We start from the raw sequence: 20,952 nt of genomic DNA on the forward strand, positions 1-20,952 counted from the left end.
CTTGCAACCCATGCCAGCTTTAAAATGTGTAATGGTGTCAAACCGCAGGCAATCAAGTGCCCCAATCGCCATTCGCCGCCATCCAGATAGCAGTGGCGGTGATCGCCGCCGTTTCCGCGCGCAGGATGCGCGGGCCGAGCGAGACCGGCACGGCGGCGGGATGGTTGCGGATCGCCGCATTCTCGGCATCGGTAAAGCCACCCTCGGGCCCGATCAGCACTGCGGCCGCTCCGCCATGCGTGGCCAGCGCCTCGCCAAACGACACACCACTGCCATCGTGCAACCGCTCGTCGGCGAAGAACAGGTGGCGTCCCTCGGGCCAGGCCTTGAGCAGCGCGTCGAGCCGGGTGAGGGGAGCGATCTCGGGCAGCGCGGTGCGCTCGCACTGTTCTGCCGCCTCGATCATCGTGCCGCGCAGCCGGTCGTCCTTGACCTTGTCGACCACCGCGCGCTCGGTCAGCACCGGCACGAAGCGCGCGACGCCCAGTTCGCACGCCTTTTCCGCCAGGAAATCGAAGCGCGGTTTCTTGATCGGCGCGGCGCAGAGCCAGAAGTCGGGCACCGCCTCGCGAGGGCGGGTCTGGCCCTCGATGTCGATCATCAGATCGCGCTTGCCGCGTGCGCTGACCCGGCCGAGAAATTCGCCGCTGATATCGTCGAACAGCTTCACCGCCGCGCCTTCGGGCAGGCGCATGACGTTGAGCAGATAATGCGCCTGGTTGCCCTCGATGCGCAGCGCGCCGCCTTCGCCCAGTGGCTGATCGACGAACAGGCGCGGGGCAGAGCGCGGCGGCCAGGCAGGGGTTGCGGTCATCCTTGTGCCTTAGCCCTGCCGGGCGGGCAGGTCTAGCGCGTGCCGTCGCCGATCAGGGTGAACGGGGCCCAGGCATTGGGGTGCGCGAGCGTGTCGCTGTCCGAGTCCTGGCTGGCATCGATGCGGATCTCGCGCATCGCCTGGGCAAAGGCTTCGGCGCGGGAGAGGGCAGGGTTGTCGCGCGCGATCTCTATCGCCCGCACCGTCATCCGCGCCGCCACGTCGTCGCGCACCGGCCAGTGCGAGGCGAGCAGGTTGCGCGCCCCCGCATAGAAGAACGCACGCGCCAGTCCGGACAGGCCGGGCGCGCCTTCCGATCCGTCACCCGCCGCCGTGTTGCAGGCCGAGAGGATAACCCAATCGGCATCGAGCTTCAGCCCGGCGACCTCGGAGGCGGTCAGCAGCCCGTCATCGACTTCGCTCGCGGCATCGGGCGGGGTGAACACCAGCCCGGGTTCGGCCGCGCCCTCGATCTCGCCCGCCATCAGCCCGTGCGTTGCCAGCGCCACGATGCGCGCGTCGGAAAGCCTGGCCTTGCGGACATTGGCCTCGGTCGCCTGCTGTCCGGTCATCACGCTGGCGGGCTCTGCCCCCAATGCGGTGCGCATCGCCGCCAGTTCCTGCGCCGTGCCCGGCAGCCGCGCCATCGACCTGAGCGCTGCGATATTGGCAATGCCGCCTCCCGAGCGGGTGGTGCCCGGCAGGAACGCCTGCGCGGCGGCGAGACCCTGTGGCCGCGCGCGGCGGGGATCGCGGCCCTTGCCCTTGACAAACGTACCACGGCCCCCGCTGCCGCGCTGCACCGCCTGGCCCTCGAGCGCAGGATCGCCAAAGCCCATGAACGGCTGGCGCGTGGCCGCTCCGGTTGTCGCGGCCGTTGCGCGCTTGTCGCGCAGGAACTTCAGCGACTGGAGCGACGGTATCTGGATCAGTGCATGCGCATCGGCAAACCATCTGGTAGCGCGCAGATTGGCGGGGTCACCGTCCGCGCCTTCGGGCTTTTCGGTGACCAGCATGCCGAAGGGCAGCGACGAGAGCGGACCGCCCGCGGCAATGAACAGGTGGCGCTTGCCCCTGATTGTCTCTGCCACCGGTGCGATGAGCGTCTCGTAAAGCGCAAAGGCGGTGCCCCGATCGAACGGATAGGCGCCGTCACCCTCGTTCGACCATTGCGCATCCTCGACCGCATCCACGTTCACATTTGCGCCGACATCCCATAGCAGCCGGCGAACCTTGGCAGCGATCTCGTCGCTGTCCGCATCCGCCTTGTGCCAGACCGTGCCCGCCGCGCTGACCGCAAAGACATGCGTTCCCTTGTCGCTGGGCACGATGAGCAGCGCCGCCTCATCGGCGCCCAGCAGCTGCTCGGCCTGGGTTTCGGACAGCGGCTCGGGCCGTACCAGCGCGAAATATTGCGGAAACTGCTGGCGAAGGGTCCGATCGATCGCGGCAATGCGATCGGCCATGACCTTTCGGCCTTCCAGCAGGTTGGCCCGCAATTCCGGTGCGCCCGGTGCGGTACTGGCCAGCGCCTCGTTATATTTTCGGGCATTCTCGGTCCAGCCGCTGGCCAGCGTTTCGCGTTCGCGCACCAGATCACCCAGCGCGGGATCGATGCTGTCGGCCAGACCGCGCGCCGCCATCCGCGCGATGGCGTCATTGGCGCCGCCCGCAATGGCGCCTTGCAGCGCGGCAAAGGCCTCGCCGCGGATCGTCGCAAGGTCCTGGCCGCGGGCGAGCCACATCGCATCGACCGCCCGGCTGTAATAATCGGCCAAATTGGCGCGGTCGCGGGTGCTTTGCGCTTCTCCGCCCAAGCCATTGTCGGCGGTACCGATGCGCTCGGCGAGTCCCTGGAGCAGCATGCGCGCGGGGGTGAGGCGATCGGTGCCGGCAGCGCTGTTGGCGATCCGTGCCCGAATGAGGATCGACAGCGTATCGAGGCTGTTGGGATGCGAAAGCCCGAACGCCGCGATCTGGCTTTGCGACAGATCGGTATAGATCGCATCGGCAGCAGCAAACTCATCGCGCCGGGCATAGACCAGCGCCAGCCGCGACTGCGCGGCAAAGCGCAGCGGATGATCGCGCGCGAGCGTCTCGTATGGGAGATCGACGACCTGGCGCAGATTGGCTTCCGCTTCCTTCGGGCGATCGAGCAGCAATTGCGCGATGCCCAGATTGGTCCGGGCGAGAATGAGCAATTGGCTTTGCTGCGCAGACTGGCTGGCCCCCCGGTCCAGAACCGAAGCCAGGATGTCTGCTGCGCCCGCAAAATCGCCGCGCTGGAGCTTCATGTCGGCAATATTGGCGCGGGTCTGCAGGACCGAGACGTGATCCGGCCCCAGCGCCTGGTTCAACGCATCGAGGCTTGCCTGATAGACCGCCTCGGCCTCGGCGTATCGGCGCTGCTGCACCAGCACCAATGCCAGATTGACCGCCGTGCCCTGCCAGATCGGGTGCTGGCGCCCATAACGTTCGAGCGCGAGCGCCTGGGTCTCGAGCAGAAGCGCTTCCGCCTCGGTATACTGCCCGCGATAGATCTGGATCAGCGCCAGATTGTTGCGGTTGGACAGCGTTTCGGAATGGTCGCGCCCCAGTTGCGCGAGCTGATGGGGATAGATTTCCTCGGTCAGCGCTTCGGCCTCGGCATAGCGGCCCATGTTGGTAAGGAGCAGCGCGTGATTGGCGGCGACGTTGATCGCATCGCGATTGTCCACGCCGCGGACCTTGCGGATATCGGCAAGCAAGGCCGCGCTGATCGGTTCTGCCTCGCTGTACCGTCCGGATGCCAGCAGCAGCGAGACCAGGGTGCCCGGAATGACATGGGCAAAGCTGTTGGTCGGCGGATAATGGCGTTTCACCACGTCCGTTGCGCGTTCCATGATGGCGATGCCCTCGCGAAACTGCCCGGTATTGAGATAGACCGTGGCCAGCGAACGCGCCAGCGCAAGGCTCAGTTCGCTCGCTTCCCCCGGATTGGTCAGCGATGCCTGATAGGCGGGCTTCAGATCGGCTTCGGCCTCTGCGAAACGCGCCAGCGCGATGCGGATATTGCCCAGCGCGACATTGGCGAGAAATGTCGATGGGCTGTCTTGTCCTGCGGCCTCGCGCGCGCGCGACAGCGCCTCGCGGGCCAGGGGTTCCGCCCCAGCATAATCGCCGACGCGTTCGTAGGTGACCGAGAGCATGGCCAGAATCTCGGTCGCCAGCGGATGGGTCTTGCCCAGGGCCGTCTCGACGCGCGGCAAGGCCTCGCGCAACAGGTCTCGCGCCGGCTCATACCGGCCCATTTCGATCTGGAGAGTGGCCAGCACCTTTTGCTGCAGCAAGGTATCGGGGTGATCCGGGCCGGGATCGCGTTTCAGGCTGTCGACGAGCTCGGCCTGGACGGGAATGGCCTCGTCGCGGCGCGCGAGGCGATAGAGCATGTCGACAAGATTGGCGGCCGCATCGCGGGTCGTCGGATCGTCGATCCCCAATTTGGCGCGAAAGCCGTCAAGCGCAGTGCGATAGGCGGCTGCGGCCTGCTCTGTCCGCCCGGCATTGAACAGCACCGCGCCCAGATTGGCCTCGGCCTTCAGCGTTTCGGGATGGTCGGCGCCGAGCTGCCCGGCGTAAAGCGTCAGCGCCCGGCGCATGATCGGTTCGGCATCGACTGGCTTGCCAGCGAACATCAGGTTGAGTGCATGGTCGTTAAGAGCGCGCGCCAGGACGAAACTGTCGTCGCCCAGCGGCTCGGCCAGCGCCAGAACCCTGGCGGAGGCCTCGGCGGCACGCGCATAGTCCTTGGCGGCAAAGGCCTCCGCGTCGATCGCGCGAAAGCGTTCGATCTCGGCCAGCAGCGGATCGGTTTCAGGCGCATCCGCCGCGTTTTGGGCAGTCTGGCTCGCCGCCATATCCGACTTGGCGGACTGGCTCTGCACCGGGCCTGCAAAAGCAGACAATGCCATCGCCGCAACCACAGCCCAACCATGCCGGATCGACGATCCGATTCCTGGCAGTGCGGCTCGAAATGGCGGTTGCGATCGCATCGACACCCCTGACGGCACCCGGCTGCGCGTACGCGCGCCAGCGGGGCAGAACGGTGCGACCCGAATGCGTCTGTTCTGCGCATTTTGGCTCGGCGAAGCAAGGCTTCGTGTTCAGCGATGGGTTGAGGGCAAAATATAAGCCCGGGCGCGATGAGAAGGGGGGAGGATCGCGCGCCCGGGCTCATGTTTTTTAGGACGGCATTGGAGGGGGGGCTTGGTCTGCCGTCCTGAAGCAAAAACCCATCGGCCCTCGTTAGGTTCCACGGAAAAAATGCAGTGAAGCGATTTTTTTTCGTAAGCGCCGGAGCGGGAGGAGCAAGACTTTGGTCAACCGCCTTTTCCGTTGTTCTGCGGGTTATCGCTGGCAGCGTAGGATGCGCGCTTCAGGCACAAAAAAACGGGGCCCGAAGACCCCGTTTTCCTGAACTGTTCGGACCAGTGCGGCCCGACGGCTCCTGATCGAAATCAGGGGCTGGTCGGGGTGTCGCTGTCCTGGTCGGCAGCGATCACGATACCGCCGATCACGGCAGCAGCAGCCACGACACCGATGATGATGCCGGTGCTGCCTTCGGCTTCGCTCTCGTCACCCGAAGCAGCCGAAACGCGTGCGACGCTGGTCTGAGCCAGCACAGGCGTTGCGGCGACGGCGAGTGCGGCAAGAGCTGCCACAGCAAAACGATTCTTCATTATAGCCTCCGTCACGTATTCAAAATTGCGCCTTAATCTTTTGAAATCAAGGCATTGCAACCCGTTGCGAAAAGAGTGTTTTACGAGCTCTTCCCGGCGCTCAATGCCCCACTAAGCCGAAAGTTCCATGCGTGCAAGCCGGTTTTCGGCCCAAATCCGGGGCAAAAAGGCTTTTGTGGCAGGCTGTTGCAACCGGGCAACGAATAGTTTCGCCAGGGTTAACCTATAGCAAATTTGACAGCTAATGGTTGTCGTCGCGCTGATAGCGACGAACGCCCCCAACCCAGGTTTCCACGACCTTCGCGTTGCGCAATTCGCCGGGCGTACTGAGCAGCGGATCGACATCGAGCAGGATGAAATCCGCGCGCATGCCGGGCATCAGCGTGCCGAACCGGTCTTCGGCAAACCCGGCATAGGCTGCGCCGCGCGTGAACGCGTCGATCGCCTCGGTCCTGCCAAGCCGCTCCTGGGGCTGCCAGCCGCCGAAAGGCTGGCCGTCGGCGCCTTCGCGGGTGATCGCGGCAGCCAGCCCGGCAAAGGGATCGGGCGATTCCACCGGCGTGTCCGAGCCGAAGGCCAGCGGCACGCCCGCCTGGCTCAGCGTCTTCCACGCATAGGCACCGGCCAGCCGGGCCGGGCCCAGCCGGGCTTCGGCCATCAGCCGGTCCGAAATCTGGTGCACCGGCTGCATCGAGGCGATGATGCCGTTCTTCGCGAAGCGCGGGATATCGACCGGATCGATGATCTGCGCGTGCTCGATGCGCCAGCGGCGGTCGCCTTTATAGTCCTTGGCGAGTTCCTCGATCGCCGAGAGCGCTTGCGCGTTCGCGCCGTCGCCGATCGCATGCGCGGCGACCTGGAAGTCGTCCATCGCGGCGCGGCTCATCATGTTGAGCAGCTGGGTGTCGTTGACGAACGCCAGGCCCCGCTGGCCGGGCATGTCGGCATAATCGGCCTTGAGCAGCGCCCCGCGCGAGCCGAGCGCACCATCGAGATAGAGCTTCACGCCGTTGAGCCGCAGCCGGTCGTCATAGAGCCAGGGGGTCGGGCGGGGGCCACCGATCGCGACCATCGCCTCGATCCCGGCGGCATAGGACATGATGCGCACGCGCAGCCGGCCCTCGTCCCCGGCGCGGCGATAAGCCTGCCAGTCGTCGATGGTCGTGCCCATATCGGCAATGCCGGTGATGCCGAGTGCAAGCAGATGGTCCTGCGCCGCGATCAGCGCGGCATCGCGATCGACCGCGCGCGGCGGCGGCACCGCCTTGCTCACCAGCGCCTCGGCGGCATCGACGAACACGCCCGCAGGCTTGCCGCCGATCCGCTCGACCCTGCCACCGGCAGGATCCTTTACGTCGGGCTTGACGCCCGCGGCTTGCATCGCGGCGGTGTTGGCCCAGCCGGCATGGCCATCGACCCGTTCGAGCCAGACCGGCCGGTCGGGCACGACCGCGTCGAGATCGGCAGCGGTGGGAAAGCGGCCGAGGCCCCATTTTTCCTGGTTCCATCCGCGCCCGATGATCCACGGTCGGCTGGGGTTTTCGTCGGCATAGGCCTTGATCTTGGCGAGCGCCTCTTCGAGCGACTTCGTGCCTGACAGGTCGAGCGTCAGCAGCGAGAAGCCCAGCCCCATGACATGGCCATGCGCATCGATGATGCCGGGCATCAACGTGCGGCCATCGCCATCGAGCTTGTAATCGAGCTTTTCGGGGCGCTTGTCGCGACGTTCGAGCAGCTGCTTCACCTTGCCGTCATTGTCGATGACCAGACCGGTGAAACTGACGACCTTGCCCTTGGCGTCGAGCGTCATGCCGTTGACATTGTCGATCAGCCCATCGGCCCAGGCAGGCGAGACGGCGCTGGCGAGCAGGGCGGCGGAGAGCGCGGCGGTGCGCGCGAACATCGGACGGCTCATTTGCGCGGCAGCCTGCGGATCAGCGCGCTGGTATCCTGGCGGCCCGCGCCCAGATGCTGCGCCTCGGCGAAGAACTGGTCGAGCAGCGCAGCGACGGGGATCGACGCGCCATTGTTGCGTGCCTCGTCGAGCGCGAGGCCCAGGTCCTTGCGCATCCAGTCGATGGCGAAGCCGAAATCGAAACTGTCCTCGGCCATGGTCTTCCAGCGATTGTCCATCTGCCAGCTCTGCGCCGCGCCGCCCGAAATCGCCTGGAACACCTTGTCGAGATCGAGCCGGCTCGCCTGAGCGAAACGCATCGCCTCGCTGAGCCCGCCGAGCACGCCCGCGATACATATCTGGTTGACCATCTTGGTGGTCTGCCCGTCGCCGGGGCCGCCGACATGGACGATGCGGCTGGAATAGCTCTTGATGATCGGGCGCGCGGCATCGACCGCGTCCTTCTTGCCGCCGCACATGATGGCGAGCGTGCCGTTTTCCGCGCCTGCCTGGCCGCCGGTCACGGGCGCATCGACGCACAGGATGTTCTTGGCGCGGCCCTCGACCGAAATCTGCCGCGCGATGGTGGCCGAGACGGTGGTGTGATCGATGAACAATGCCCCCTTGGGCAATGTCGTGAACGCGCCCTGACGACCCATGATCACCTGCGCCAGGTCATCGTCATTGCCGACACAGGTGATGACCGCATCGACCCCTTCCGCCGCCTCCGCCGGAGTCGCGGCAACGCGGGCCCTTTCCGCCAGATGCGGGTGCGCCTGAAGCCAGGCGTGGACCTTGGCCGGAGTGCGATTGTAGAGCGACAGAGTGTGCCCGTCATTGCCCAGATGGCGCGCCATGGGCCCGCCCATCACGCCGATACCGATAAATGCTATATTTGCCATGGCGGTGCCTTAACGGATGTTTTCAATCCGCGCCATATCGGTTAGGGGCCGCAGCCGATATGACCAGCCCGACCGAACGCCTCACCCTGGACGATATCCGCGCCGCGCATGCCCGCATCGCCGGTTCGATCGTCCGCACGCCCACGCTTGTCAGCAAGACGCTGTCGGCGATTACCGGCGCGACGGTGTATCTCAAGTTCGAGAACCTGCAGTTCACCGCCGCCTACAAGGAGCGCGGCGCGCTCAACTTCCTCAGCCAGATGAGCGAGGAGGCCAAGGCCAAGGGCGTGATCGCCGCGTCGGCCGGCAACCATGCGCAGGGCCTGGCCTGGCACGGCACGCGCCTCGGCGTCCCCGTCACCATCGTGATGCCCAAGCCCACGCCCACCATCAAGGTGCAGCAGACCGAGGCCAATGGCGGCCGCGTCATCCTGTTCGGCGAGAAATATGACGACGCCTATGCGCATGCCCGCGAGCTCGAGAAGAGCGAGGGGCTGACCTTCGTCCACCCGTTCGACGATCCGGTGATCGCGGCGGGGCAGGGTACGGTCGCGCTCGAGATGCTAGAGGACGCGCCCGAGATTGATCATTTCGTGATTCCGATCGGCGGCGGCGGCCTGTTTTCCGGCATGGGCACCGCCGCGCGCGCGCTCAAGCCCGGGATCAGGCTGACCGGCGTGCAGGCGCAGCTCTATCCCAGCATGTACAACACGGTGAAGGGCACCCAATATCCGTGCGAGGGCGATACGCTCGCCGAGGGTATTGCCGTCAAGCAGCCCGGCGAGTTCACCCGCGAAATCGTGCGCGCGCTCGCCGATGACATCGTGCTGGTCAGCGAGCCTCAGCTCGAAACCGCTGTCAGCCTGTTGCTGCAGATCGAAAAGACGGTCGCCGAAGGGGCTGGGGCTGCTGGTCTCGCCGCGCTGCTGGCCGAGCCCGATCGGTTCCGCGGTCAGACCGTCGGCGTGGTGCTGTGCGGTGGCAATATCGATACGCGGCTGCTCGCCAATGTGCTCCTGCGCGATCTGGCGCGGTCCGGTCGCCTGGCGCGGCTGCGCATTGCGCTGCAGGATCGGCCCGGCGCGCTGTTCAAGGTGATGCGCCAGTTCGATGCGCATCAGGTGAACATCATCGAGATCTATCACCAGCGCGTGTTCACCAACCTGCCCGCCAAGGGGCTGATCACCGATATCGAATGCGAGGCGCGCGACCGCAGCCAGCTCGATGCGCTCGTCACCTCGCTCAAGGCCAGCGGTTACGACGTTGGGCTGGTCGAGGTGGCCTGATACTGGCCCATCGCGCGATCTTTTTCGTCATTCCCGCGAAAGCGGGAATCCCGCTGTGTTCAGAGCTTGCCGCGAAAGCGGGACCCCCGTTTTAGCGGGGGTGAGGGTTTGGGAGCGAGCAAGTCGCGGATGGGGCATGCCACCGGTTCGGCAGAAACCGGCACAAAGAGCTAGCCGGACCAGTTTCCGATTCAGCATGAATCGTCCCTTATCCACAGTCCACCCACGCTTGACCGCCGATTTGACTCGACTTGGCGCGGCTTAACCAAGAAAGTTGGTTAACCGGCTTGGCTTGCGGGGCGCTTGGCGGGCATATCGTTTGCCGAGCATGATCCCCATTACCAAGCCATTTGCACAAGGACCGTTTGCCACGTGAGCGCACCGGCACGTTTTCCCCGTTTCTTCGTGACCAACCCCGGCCCGTGCCCGTATCTTCCGGGCAAGAGCGAGCGCAAGGTGTTCACCGAACTGAGCGGACCACATGCCGACGAGCTGAACGACGCACTGAGCCGCATCGGGTTCCGTCGCAGCCAGAACGTTGCCTATCGCCCCAGCTGCCTCGACTGCCGCGCCTGCGTTTCGGTGCGCGTGGTGGCAGACCAGTTCGTGCCCTCTGCCAACCAGCGCAAGCTGCTCAAGCGCAACCGTGATCTCATCGTCTCCGCCTGCAAGCCCTGGTCGACGCAGGAGCAGTACGATCTGCTGCGCCGTTACCTCAAGACGCGCCATCCCGGCGGAGGCATGTCCGACATGGATGACATGGATTATGCCGACATGGTCGAGCACACGCCGGTGCGCAGCTATGTTATCGAATATCGCGAGCCCAATCCGGATGGCAGCGCGGGCAAGCTGGTGGGCGCGTGCCTGACCGATCAGCAGGGCGACGGCCTGTCGATGATCTACAGCTTCTACGAGCCCGATCACCCGACCCGGCGGGGCCTGGGCAATTACATCATCATGGACCATATCCAGCGCGCGGCGCGCGCCCGGCTGCCCTATGTGTATCTCGGCTATTGGGTAAAATCTTCGCCGCGGATGCAGTACAAGATCAAATATCAGCCGCTGGAACTGCTTGGCCCCGATGGCTGGCACGCTTTCGACCTTGAACGCGACGGTGCGGGCGCATAACGACTATTTCGATTTCGGGCGGGAACCTGCCCGCGCTGAAAGCATATCGAGTCGATGAGGCAGGGTGATCGCGGGCGTCTTGCGAGGGCGGGAACACTGGTCATGCTGGTCGCTGGCTGTGCATGGCCCCATGTCGCGTGGGCGCAGCAGGCCGATATCTCGCAGGCTCCAGCCGCTTCACCCGACCCTTCCGGCACCGTCCTGCAACCCGAAGACTCGCAGGTCGAGGACCCGCTGAACGTCGACCCGCTCGCGCCGCTCGATCAGCTGCCGGGAATGGAGGTCGAATGGCCCGAGGGCGGGGATATTCCGGCCTGGCCCGGCGAATTTTCCGCAGAGGACGTGCTTCCTGCCGAAACTCAGGCCGCTGACGCATCGGACAGTTCGACCGGCGATATTGTCGCAACCGAAGCCGATGATGTGCGCGACGGTCTGGCGATCGCAGCACCGCTGGCGGAAACGGACGAAGCCGCGCTGGCCGAGGATGCAGAGGGCGATCGCGCCGCCCGCCGCGCCGAACGGCAAGCCGAACGCGAGGCGCGTCAGGCCGAACGCCAGGCGCTGCGCGAAATCGACGATGGCGACGTGCGCTATCGCGTCACCGTCAACTTCCTGCCGACCGAAGATCTGGCCGAGCTTGACCAGGATGCGTTCCGCAACCGCTTCCAGGCGCTCTCGACGCTCGAGCGCCTTTCGGATGACGATGCCAATCTCGCGCAGGTCAATCGCCGCGCCCGCGACGACAATGATCTGATCGATACGATGCTGCGCGTCTATGGCTTCTACGATGGCGAGGTGCGCAATTCGGTCGCCAGGATTCCGGATCAGGACCGCGTGCAACTGACCTTCGATGTCAATCCCGGGCCGATCTATCGGTTGAGCGCGATCGACCTGGCCGGGCTCGATGCCGTGGGCGTCGATGTGCCTGCCGCACGCGCGGCCTTCGGCATGAAGGTCGGCGACGCTGCCAACGCCGACAGGATCGTCGCCGGCAGGCTCGCGGTGCTGACCCGGTTGCTGGAAACCGGCTTTCCTTTTGCGCAGACGGGCGAGCCCGATCTGCTGATCGATCACGAGGCGCGTAGCGGGGCGCTGACGGTGCCGGTGACACCCGGCGGCCAGTACCGGTTCGGCGGCGTCATTGCCAAGGATGACGGCTTGTTCGGATCCCGGCATCTCGAGCGGATCGCCCGGTTTGATCGCGGCGATATCTTCCAGGCGTCGGAAATGGACGACCTGCGCCGGGCGATCCTCGCGACAGGTCTGGTCTCGACCGCGACGCTGACCCCGGTGGCAGCGACCGATCCCGTGGGCAACGAGCCCGGAACGGTGGACATTCAGGTCGAAACCGTCGCCGCCCCCTTGCGCACCATCGCAGGCGAGGTCGGCTATGGGACGGGCGAAGGCTATCGCGCCGAAGTCAGCTGGGAACATCGCAACTTCTTCCCCCCCGAGGGGCTGGTGCGCGCGCGCGCCGTGGGCGGAACGCAGGAACAGCTCATCAACCTGGTCTATCGCCGCAACAATTTCATGAAGCGCGACCGCGTGCTGACGGCGCAGGTGCTGGCCAGCAATATCGACCGCGATGCGTTCGAGGCGCGGACCTTTCTGGTGGCCGCCTCGCTCGAGCGGCAGACGAACCTCATCTTCCAGAAGAAATGGACCTGGTCGCTGGGGGCGGAACTGGTGCTGTCGGACGAGCGCGACAGTCGCGCAAGGATCGTCGGAGGCGCACGGCGCACCTTCTTCATCGCCGCGCTGCCGACGGCATTGAGCTATGACGGCACGGACAGCCTGCTCGATCCGACCCGGGGCTTCCGGCTGGGCGGGCGCATCTCGCCCGAATATTCGCTGCAATCGAGCAGCAAGGGCTATGCCCGCATCCAGATCGACGGAAGCTATTACCAGCCGGTTTCGGAAAGGATCGTTCTGGCGGGGCGCGTGCGGCTGGGCAGCACCATCGGCGCCAATCGCTTCAACATTGCGCCCTCGCGGCGCTTCTACGCGGGTGGCGGCGGATCGGTGCGCGGATACGGCTTTCAGGCCATCGGGCCGCGCGATGGCAATAACGATCCGATTGGCGGCAACGGCCTGGCCGAATTCTCGATCGAGGCGCGCGTGCGCCTGGGCAATTTCGGCGTGGTGCCCTTTTTCGACGCGGGGAATGTCTATGCCGGCAGCACGCCCGATTTCAGCGGCATCCGCTATGGCGCAGGCGTCGGCGTACGCTATTACAGCAGCTTCGGGCCGCTGCGGCTCGATATCGGCACCCCGCTCAACCCCCAGCCCGGCGATAGTCGGATAGGGGTTTATATCTCGCTCGGACAAGCCTTCTGATGGCGGACGAGGCCATTCCAACCACGGTTGAGCAGGCGGCGCCACAGGCCAGGCCCGTGCGCTGGCTGCGCGGTCTGATGATCGGCGTGCTGGTGCTCGCCGGGCTCGGCGCCGCATTGCTGTTCGGGCTGGATAGTGGGCCTGGGCGCCGCCTCGTCGCAGAGCAGATCGCCGGCTATCAGCTCAAGTCCGGCCTGTCGCTCCGCGTCGCGCGGATCGACGGGTCGATCTATGGCAAGGCGGTGCTGCGCGGGGTCGAACTGCGCGATACCAAACGGGTATTCTTCACCGCTTCGGCGGTCGATCTCGACTGGCGACCGTTCAGCTTCCTGCGCAATCGGCTGGACATCCGCGATCTCGTCCTCCGGCGCGGCGAGTTGCGCAGCCTGCCCGAGCTTAATCCCGGCGATCCCGATGATCCGCTGCTACCGGCCTTCGACATCCGCATCGACCGGCTGCGCGCGGACGGCCTGGTGATCCGGCAGGGCATTGCCGGGCCACGCCGCGTCGCCAATCTGGCAGGGCGGGTCGATATCCGCTCGGGCCGGGTGCTGGTCGATGCGCGCGCATCGCTCGCCGACGGCACTGATCGGCTGGCGGTAAAGATCGACGCGATGCCCGATCAGAACCGGCTGCAGATCGACGGTGATGTCAGTGCGCCTGCCAGCGGCGCCATTGCGGCACTGGCCGGGCTGAAACAGGACATGGCCGCCTCGATCAAGGGGCAGGGCGACTGGGATTTCTGGCAGGGCAGGCTGCTTGCCCGGCTGGGCAACCGAGAACTCAGTGCGCTCGACATCAACCAGCGCGAAGGCGAGGTGCGGATCCGGGGCTTTGTCCGGCCCGGGCCGCTGATCGGCGACAGCTTTGCGCGCATGCTTGGTCCTGCGGTCGGTGTGGTCGCGCGCGGCACGCTCGATGCGCGGGTGCTCTCGGGCATGATCGCGCTCGCGGGGCAGGCGGGCACGGCCAATGCGAAGGGCGCGATCGATCTGGGCGAGAACCGGTTCGACAATGTCGAGCTTCTTGCCGCACTCTCCCGTCCCGGGCTGCTCGCCGATGGGCTTGAGGCGCGCAATCTGCGCGCGACGGTGACCCTGAACGGCCCCTTCGGCGATCTCGAGGCTCCTTATCGTCTGTCGGCGGATCGCGTGGCGCTCGCCAGGGTGAGCGCGGATGCGCTGCTCGCGCAGGGCACGCTGACCCGGCAGGGCAGGGATGTCACCCTTCCGGTCAAGCTCAGCGCGACACGCGTCGTCACCGGCAATGCCTATGGCGACCGGCTGGCCAATGGACTGACCGGCCAGGGCATCGTGCGTCTGCGCGACGGCGTGCTCAGCAGCGATCCGATCCGGCTGACCAGCAAGAGCCTGGTCGCGCTGGTACAGCTTTCGGGCAGCAGCCAGCGTGGGCGCTATCTCGCAGTCGTGGATGCGCGGCTCCCCGCCTTCGGGGTCGAGAATGTCGGTGATGCCGATATCGATGCCAATGTGCGCGTCGCCTTTGGCGGCGGCGCCGCCTGGGATATGCTGGGCGATGTCCGCGTGCTGATGCGCCGCGTGGTCAACGAAACGGTGGTGACATTGATCGGGCCGTCTCCGCGCTTTGCCAGCAAGTTCAGCTATGGTGCAGGCCAGCCCTTCGTGTTGCGCGATGCGAGCCTGGCGGCGCAGAAGCTGGCGCTGATCGGCGGCGGACGGGTCGAGCCGGATGGCCGCATCGTCCTGCGCGCCAGCGGACGGCATCGCGACTACGGTCCGCTCGATGTCAGCGCGGATTCGATCCGCGGCGACATGCGCGCAGTCCTCACGCTCGACGAACCGCTTCCCGCATTGGGCGTGCAGGACCTTCGGCTCGCGCTCGGCACCGTGCCCGATGGGTTTTCGGTCGACGTGACCGGCCAGTCGACGCTGGGGCCGCTTGAGGGCGCGACGCGCATCTTTGCGCGCGAAGCCGGGCGGACGTTGATAGAGATCGAGCGGTTCACGGTGTCGCAGGCGCTGTTCGCCGGCAATATCTACGCCACCAAGGCCGGGCTCGAAGGTGCGCTCAATGTCCGTGGCGGGGGCATTACCGGCGATGTCACGCTCGATCCGCGCAGCGGCGGGCAGGGCGTAAAGGCGATGCTCGACCTTGCCAATGCGCGGTTCGACGGCGAGGTGCCGATCACGATCAACCGCGGCGCGGCGGAAATCGACGCGCTGATCGCCGAGGGACGCAACACGATCGTCGGCAGCATGCGCGCGCAGGGCATCGGTCGCGGACCGCTCTTCATCGGAAGGCTCGCGGCCAATGCCAATCTCGTCAACGGCGAGGGACGCGTGACCGCCTCTCTCGCCGGGCGGCGCGGCAGCAATTTCGAGCTGCAGACCAGCGCGCAAATTGCCAGTGACACGGTCACGCTGGCGGGCAATGGCAGCTATGGCAACCGCCGGTTGCGACTTGTGCGGCCAGCGCGGCTCAGCAAGCTGGACGATGGTGGCTGGCGACTGGCCCCGGCGGTGCTGCGCGTCGGACGGGGACGGCTGGGCCTGCAGGGACGTTTCGGCGGGGGGCTCACCGATCTCAGCGCCCAGTTCAACACGGTCCCGCTGGCGCTGTTCGATGTCGCGGTGCGCGAACTTGGCTTTGGCGGCAATGCCTCGGGCACGCTCAGCTATCGTCAGGCCGAAGGCGGCGTGCCGACGGGCAAGGCGAGCCTGAAATTCGACAACCTGACCCGCACCGGCCTGATCGCCAGCTCGCGCCCGGTCGATGTTGCCGCCAACCTTGCGCTTACGGCCAATGCCCTGGCCGTGCGTGCGGTAATCGCCGAACAGGACAAGACCGTCGGACGTGCACAGGCGCGGATCGGCAATCTGCCGCAGGGCTTCGACCTGCTCGGGCGGCTGCGGCGCGGTACGCTCGCCGGGCAGCTGCGCTTCAACGGCCCGGCGGATTCGCTCTGGCGGCTGCTCGGCATCGAGGCGTTCGACGTCACCGGCCAGGTCGGCGTCGCGGCGGATATCTCGGGCAGCCTGACCGAGCCCAGCATCAACGGCGTGCTTGCCACGCGCACCGCGCGGCTGGAAAGCACGCTGTCGGGCACGGTGATCAGCGACATTGCCGCGCGCGGGCAGTTCAACGGATCGCGGCTGACGCTGACCAGCTTCACCGGCAAGGCGGGATCGAACGGCACCGTCAGCGGGCAGGGCTATGTCGATTATGGCGGCCTGTTCGCCTCGCCCTCGCGCGGCGTCGCGGTCGAGATCCGGGCGGCGGCGAAGAACGCGCAGTTGGTCAACCGCGACGATTTCGGTGCGACCGTCACGGGTCCGCTGACCATCTCGTCCGATGGCACATCCGGTACGCTGGGCGGCGATGTCGTACTCAACCGGGGCCGTTTCCGGCTCGGCCAGTTCAATGCCGCCGAGGCGCTGCCGGTGATCAACGTGCGCGAGATCAACCGCCGCGCCGACGAGGCGCCGCGCCGTGTGCGACCGGCGGTCTGGCGCTATGATGTCAAGGCGCGCGCACCCAACCAGTTCACCGTCACGGGCCTCGGCATCAACAGCGAGTGGGGTGCGAACGTGACGCTCACCGGCACGGTCGATGCGCCGCGCATCACCGGCCAGGCGGACCTGATCCGCGGCGAATATGAATTTGCCGGACGCGATTTCGAGCTGGTGCGAGGGCGCATCAACTTTCGCGGAGAATCGCCGCCCAACCCGGCGCTCGATATCGCGGCATCGGCGAACCTCAGCGATCTCAACGCTACGATCAACGTGCGCGGCACGGGCCTTGCGCCCGAGATCAGCTTTACCAGCACGCCGGCCCTGCCGGAAGACGAACTGCTGGCCCGCCTGCTCTTCGGATCGTCGATCACGGACATTTCCGCGCCCGAAGCGGTGCAGCTGGCAGCAGCGCTCGCCTCGCTGCGCGGCGGCGGCGGGCTCGACCCGATCAACGCGCTGCGCGGCGCGATCGGGCTCGACCGGCTGCGCATCGTCGAGGGCAACCAGACGCTGGGCCAGGGCACCAGCATCGCGGCGGGCAAGTACATCACCCGCAACACCTATGTCGAGATCGTCACCGACGGGCGCGGCTATTCGGCGACGCAAGTGGAGTTCCAGATCACCCGCTGGCTATCGCTGCTCTCGTCGATCTCGACCATCGGCCGCCAGAGCGCGAACGTGCGGATTTCGAGGGATTATTGAGTTTTTCGCCGACGTTCGCGTCTTGGTCATCCTGAACTTGTTTCAGGACCCATTGTGCCCCAAAAGCCGAAGCCGCATGAGGATAAATGGGCCCTGAAACAAGTTCAGGGTGACGGTGGTTGCATTGTATCGAAAGTCGTAGGGGAGGAACCACATTGTGCGGACGATCAAATGGGGCGGACTGGCGCTCGGTCTTGCGACGCTCGGCCTGTCGCTGGGCGTCGGATCGCAGGTCTCGGCCATGCTGAACGCCGAAAAGCCGATCATGCAATGGCCTGATCTGCTCGATCAGCCGCGTCCCAGCCCGACCCGCACCATCGCCTATGGCGAGGACCCTCTGCAGCTCGTCGATCTGTGGCTGCCCGCTGGCAAGGGGCCGCATCCGGTTGTCGTCATGATCCATGGCGGCTGCTGGCAGACCGAGATCGCGACGCGCGACATCATGAATTATATCGCCGACGATCTGCGCAAGGACGGCATTGCCGTGTGGAACATCGAATATCGCGGCGTTGATCGCGGCGGTGGCTATCCGGACACCTATCTGGATGTCGGCGCGGCAGCCGACCTGCTCGGCGCTCAGGCGAAGGCGCTGAACCTCGATCTCACGCATACCATCGCCATCGGTCATTCGGCGGGCGGGCATCTGGCTTTGTGGCTGGCCGCGCGCCAGGCGCTGCCCGAGGGCGAGCCCTTGCGCGGGGCTAACCCACTGCGCATCGATACCGCGATCAGCCAGGCCGGCATTGCCGATCTGCGCGCGGCGATGCAGCGCACCGGCCATGCCTGCGGCACCGACGCGCCAACGAAGATGGCAGGCGACAGGTTCGCGCTGACCTCTCCGCCCGAAATGCCGGTGAGCCAGGCGCAGCAGATCCAGTTCCATACCGACAAGGACCGGATTGCACCGCCTGTCTATGCCGAGACCTATGCCGCAGACATGAAGAAGCGCGGCATCGGGGTCGAAAACCACGTTCACGGGCCCGAGGGCCATGTCGAGCTGATCGCGCCGACCAGCCGCAGCTGGGCTGCGCAAAAGGCACGGATCAAGCAATTGCTGGGGCGCTGACCATGACCGACTATCCTTCGCTCGCCGAGGCCGAAGCCCGCGACGCCGCCGACCCCTTGGCCAGTTGGCGCGACCGGTTCACGCTGCCCGAAGGCGTGATCTATCTCGATGGCAATTCGCTCGGCGCGCTGCCGGTGGCCACGCGCGCGCTGATGCACGATGCGGTAGATCGGCAATGGGGCAAGGGGCTGATCCGCAGCTGGAACGATGCCGACTGGATCGGTGCGCCGCGCCGCATCGGCGACAAGATCGCGGCGCTGATCGGCGCGGCACCGGGCGAGGTGATCGCCTGCGATTCGGTGACGGTGAACCTCTACAAGCTGATGGGGGCGATCCTCGCGGCGCGGCCGGGCCAAGGCCGGACGATCCTGACCGAGAGCGGAAACTTCCCGACCGACCTCCATGTCGCTGCGGGAATTGCTGCGCAGCATGGTCTCGTGCTCGATGCTGCGTCGCGCGATTCCATCGTTGAGAAGATCGGGCCGGACGTCGCGCTGATCGTGCTCACCCATGTGCATTACAAGACCGGCGAGCGCTTCGACATGGCGGCGATCCAGGCGCTGGCCGATGCGCACAACGTCCCGCTGATCTGGGACCTGTCGCACAGCACCGGCGCGGTGCCCCTCCATATGGCTGCGGATGCTGCACGCTTTGCCGTGGGTTGCGGCTACAAATATCTGAACGGTGGTCCAGGCGCGCCCGCTTTCCTGTATGTCGCGGCCGAGGCGCTCGAGTTTCTCGGCTCGCCGATCCAGGGCTGGATGGGCCATGCCGCGCCGTTCGCGATGACCGACGAATACGAGTCCGCACCGGGTATCGAGCGCTTTCTGGCAGGCACCCCGCCAATGCTTTCGCTGCTGGCGCTGGAGGCGGGGGTCGATCTCATGCTAGAGGCGGATCGCGATGCGCTCTGGACCAAATCGCAGGCCCTGTTCGATTTCCTCGGCCAGCTGATGGCCGCGCGCTGCCCCGAACTCCAACCCATCACCCCATCGCGCGCCGACCTGCGCGGCAGCCATGCGAGCTTCGTGCACCCGAACGCCTGGCCGATCAACCGCGCGCTGATCGATGCGGGCGTCATCGGCGATTTCCGCGCGCCCGACGTCCTGCGGCTCGGCCTGACGCCGCTCTATCTCGGCTTTGCCGACATCTGGCATGCCGTGGATCGGCTCGCCACCATCATGGGTGAGGGGCGCTGGCAGCGCGACGCGTACAAGGTCGCGGCGCGCGTCACGTGATCGGCACCAATCCGCCGTCCTGAACGTTGCACAACCAGGGGGGGGCATGCCGGGGCAATACCCGTTCCCCCATGTTCAAGCTTCATCGGCAACAGCCGGGAAACGACAGGAGAGAGACATGCAGCGGCTATTGGCCTGCCTTGACGTATCGCATTATTCGCAGACCGTGTGCGAACATGCCGCCTGGGCGGCGCAGCGCCTGAAGGCGACGGTCGAATTGCTCCATGTCATCCAGCGCAACGATGCCCGCGCCGAGCTCGACGGGGCAGGGCTCGCGAGCAAGCCCGGCCTGCTCGACGAGGTGATGGCGCTGAAGGCGGCGGAAGGGCGTTTGGCCGATCGCCAGGGGCAGCTTCTGCTCGAAGCGGCCGTCGATCAACTTCGTGCACGGGGGGTGAGCGATGTCGAGCTCAGCTTGCGCGAGGGCGGCATTGTCGAGACGATTGCCGAGCGCGAAGCCTTCAGCGACATGACGATCATCGGCAAGCGCGGCGCGCAGGCGGATTTTGCCAAGGGTCATCTGGGCAGCAAGGTCGAGCGCGTCATCCGCCAGAGCCGCAAGCCGGTGCTGGTGGCGACGCGCGTGTTCAAGGCACCGCAGCGCATCGCCATCGCGTTCGATGGCGGACCCTCGAGCCGGAAGGCGCTCGAATATGTCTCGACGTCGATGCTGTTCGGGGGGCTCGATATCGATATCGTGCTTGTCGGCGGCTATACCGACAGCAACGCAGGGCATATCGACTGGGCGCAGACCCAGTTCACCGGACGCGCGGGCGTCAAGGCGGTGCAGCGCGAGGGCAATCCCGATGCGGTGCTGCCGCAGGTGATCCGCGAGCGGGGCATCGATCTTCTGGTCATGGGGGCGTACGGACACAGCCCGCTGCGCAACATGCTGGTGGGCAGCACGACGACGCAGATGATCCGCGCCGGGCAGACATCGGTGCTGCTGTTTCGATAGCAGAAACTCTCTCTCCTTTAGGGGAGAGAAGCGAGACTTGGCGGCTTGCCGCCTAGGGTCAGGACTCATTGATCCAGAAGATGAAAATAGCTGCGAACGTGATGGCGGCGAGGAAGACGTCTGCACAACGGTCGTAGCGTGTGTGGATACGTCGCCAGTCCTTGAGTTTGGCAAACATGTTTTCGATGCGATGCCGCTGGCGGTATGTGACCGGATCATATTCGGGCAGATGCCGCCGTTGTCGCTGGGCCGGGATGCAGGCGGTGATTGCGCGTTGATCGAGCGATTGATGCATCCAGCGTGAGGCGTATGCCTTGTCGGCGATGAGCACACGAGCATTCGGCAGATGCGGCATCAACGCCTCAGCGCCTTTGTGATCGCTACGCTGGCCCTCGGTGAGATGGAGCCGAAGAGG

General features: G+C 66.0%; 13 protein-coding genes. 7 read left to right on the plus strand and 6 right to left on the minus strand.

Going from position 1 to position 20,952, the window contains the following annotated elements; genetic code table 11:
* Positions 1 to 52: 52 nt before the first annotated feature.
* From OPU69_RS03155 to OPU69_RS03175, 5 genes are all read right to left on the minus strand, one after another.
* On the minus strand, positions 53 to 814 hold the full coding sequence (locus tag OPU69_RS03155; RefSeq protein ID WP_060977663.1) for a 16S rRNA (uracil(1498)-N(3))-methyltransferase: 762 nt from the start codon (positions 812 to 814) through the stop codon (positions 53 to 55).
* A gap of 32 nt (positions 815 to 846) precedes the next feature.
* The gene (locus tag OPU69_RS03160) at positions 847 to 4,764 is read right to left on the minus strand and encodes a tetratricopeptide repeat protein (RefSeq protein ID WP_498509297.1); all 3,918 of its coding nucleotides are present in this window, start codon (positions 4,762 to 4,764) and stop codon (positions 847 to 849) included.
* Positions 4,765 to 5,310: 546 nt separating this feature from the next.
* Complete coding sequence (locus OPU69_RS03165) at positions 5,311 to 5,532, minus strand: hypothetical protein (RefSeq protein ID WP_060977665.1); 222 nt, start codon at positions 5,530 to 5,532, stop codon at positions 5,311 to 5,313.
* 241 nt (positions 5,533 to 5,773) lie between these two features.
* A complete protein-coding gene (locus OPU69_RS03170) occupies positions 5,774 to 7,447 on the minus strand; it encodes an amidohydrolase (protein ID WP_498509298.1) in 1,674 nt (557 codons plus the stop codon).
* Positions 7,444 to 8,328: an NAD(P)-dependent oxidoreductase gene (locus OPU69_RS03175; protein ID WP_498509299.1), complete on the minus strand. Its 885-nt coding sequence runs from the start codon at positions 8,326 to 8,328 to the stop codon at positions 7,444 to 7,446. Before OPU69_RS03175 ends, OPU69_RS03170 begins: the two co-directional genes overlap by 4 nt.
* A gap of 59 nt (positions 8,329 to 8,387) precedes the next feature.
* Here OPU69_RS03175 and OPU69_RS03180 point away from each other — a divergent pair, with 59 nt between their 5' ends.
* The 7 genes from OPU69_RS03180 (at position 8,388) to OPU69_RS03210 (ending at position 20,537) form a co-directional block, all read left to right on the plus strand.
* The gene (locus OPU69_RS03180; protein WP_060977668.1) at positions 8,388 to 9,614 is read left to right on the plus strand and encodes a threonine ammonia-lyase; all 1,227 of its coding nucleotides are present in this window, start codon (positions 8,388 to 8,390) and stop codon (positions 9,612 to 9,614) included.
* A gap of 372 nt (positions 9,615 to 9,986) precedes the next feature.
* A complete protein-coding gene (locus tag OPU69_RS03185; RefSeq protein ID WP_060977669.1) occupies positions 9,987 to 10,742 on the plus strand; it encodes an arginyltransferase in 756 nt (251 codons plus the stop codon).
* Between the two features lie 102 nt (positions 10,743 to 10,844).
* Positions 10,845 to 13,079, plus strand: a complete 2,235-nt coding sequence (locus tag OPU69_RS03190) for an autotransporter assembly complex protein TamA (protein WP_498509300.1) — start codon at positions 10,845 to 10,847, stop codon at positions 13,077 to 13,079.
* Positions 13,079 to 17,275 carry a translocation/assembly module TamB domain-containing protein gene (locus OPU69_RS03195; protein ID WP_498509301.1) on the plus strand — a complete coding sequence of 1,399 codons (4,197 nt, stop codon included), beginning with the start codon at positions 13,079 to 13,081 and terminating at the stop codon, positions 17,273 to 17,275. Before OPU69_RS03190 ends, OPU69_RS03195 begins: the two co-directional genes overlap by 1 nt.
* A 157-nt stretch (positions 17,276 to 17,432) precedes the next feature.
* Positions 17,433 to 18,341: an alpha/beta hydrolase family protein gene (locus OPU69_RS03200; RefSeq protein ID WP_498509302.1), complete on the plus strand. Its 909-nt coding sequence runs from the start codon at positions 17,433 to 17,435 to the stop codon at positions 18,339 to 18,341.
* Positions 18,342 to 18,343: 2 nt separating this feature from the next.
* On the plus strand, positions 18,344 to 19,579 hold the full coding sequence (gene kynU, locus OPU69_RS03205) for a kynureninase (protein WP_498509303.1): 1,236 nt from the start codon (positions 18,344 to 18,346) through the stop codon (positions 19,577 to 19,579).
* A 118-nt stretch (positions 19,580 to 19,697) separates the two neighbouring features.
* Positions 19,698 to 20,537: a universal stress protein gene (locus tag OPU69_RS03210; protein WP_498509304.1), complete on the plus strand. Its 840-nt coding sequence runs from the start codon at positions 19,698 to 19,700 to the stop codon at positions 20,535 to 20,537.
* Between the two features lie 58 nt (positions 20,538 to 20,595).
* Here the strand turns inward: OPU69_RS03210 and OPU69_RS03215 are convergent.
* Positions 20,596 to 20,952 (minus strand): IS5 family transposase (locus tag OPU69_RS03215; protein WP_498509305.1); only part of this gene is annotated, 357 nt, incomplete at its 5' end.

Source organism: Blastomonas sp. 34TW (assembly GCF_059803595.1).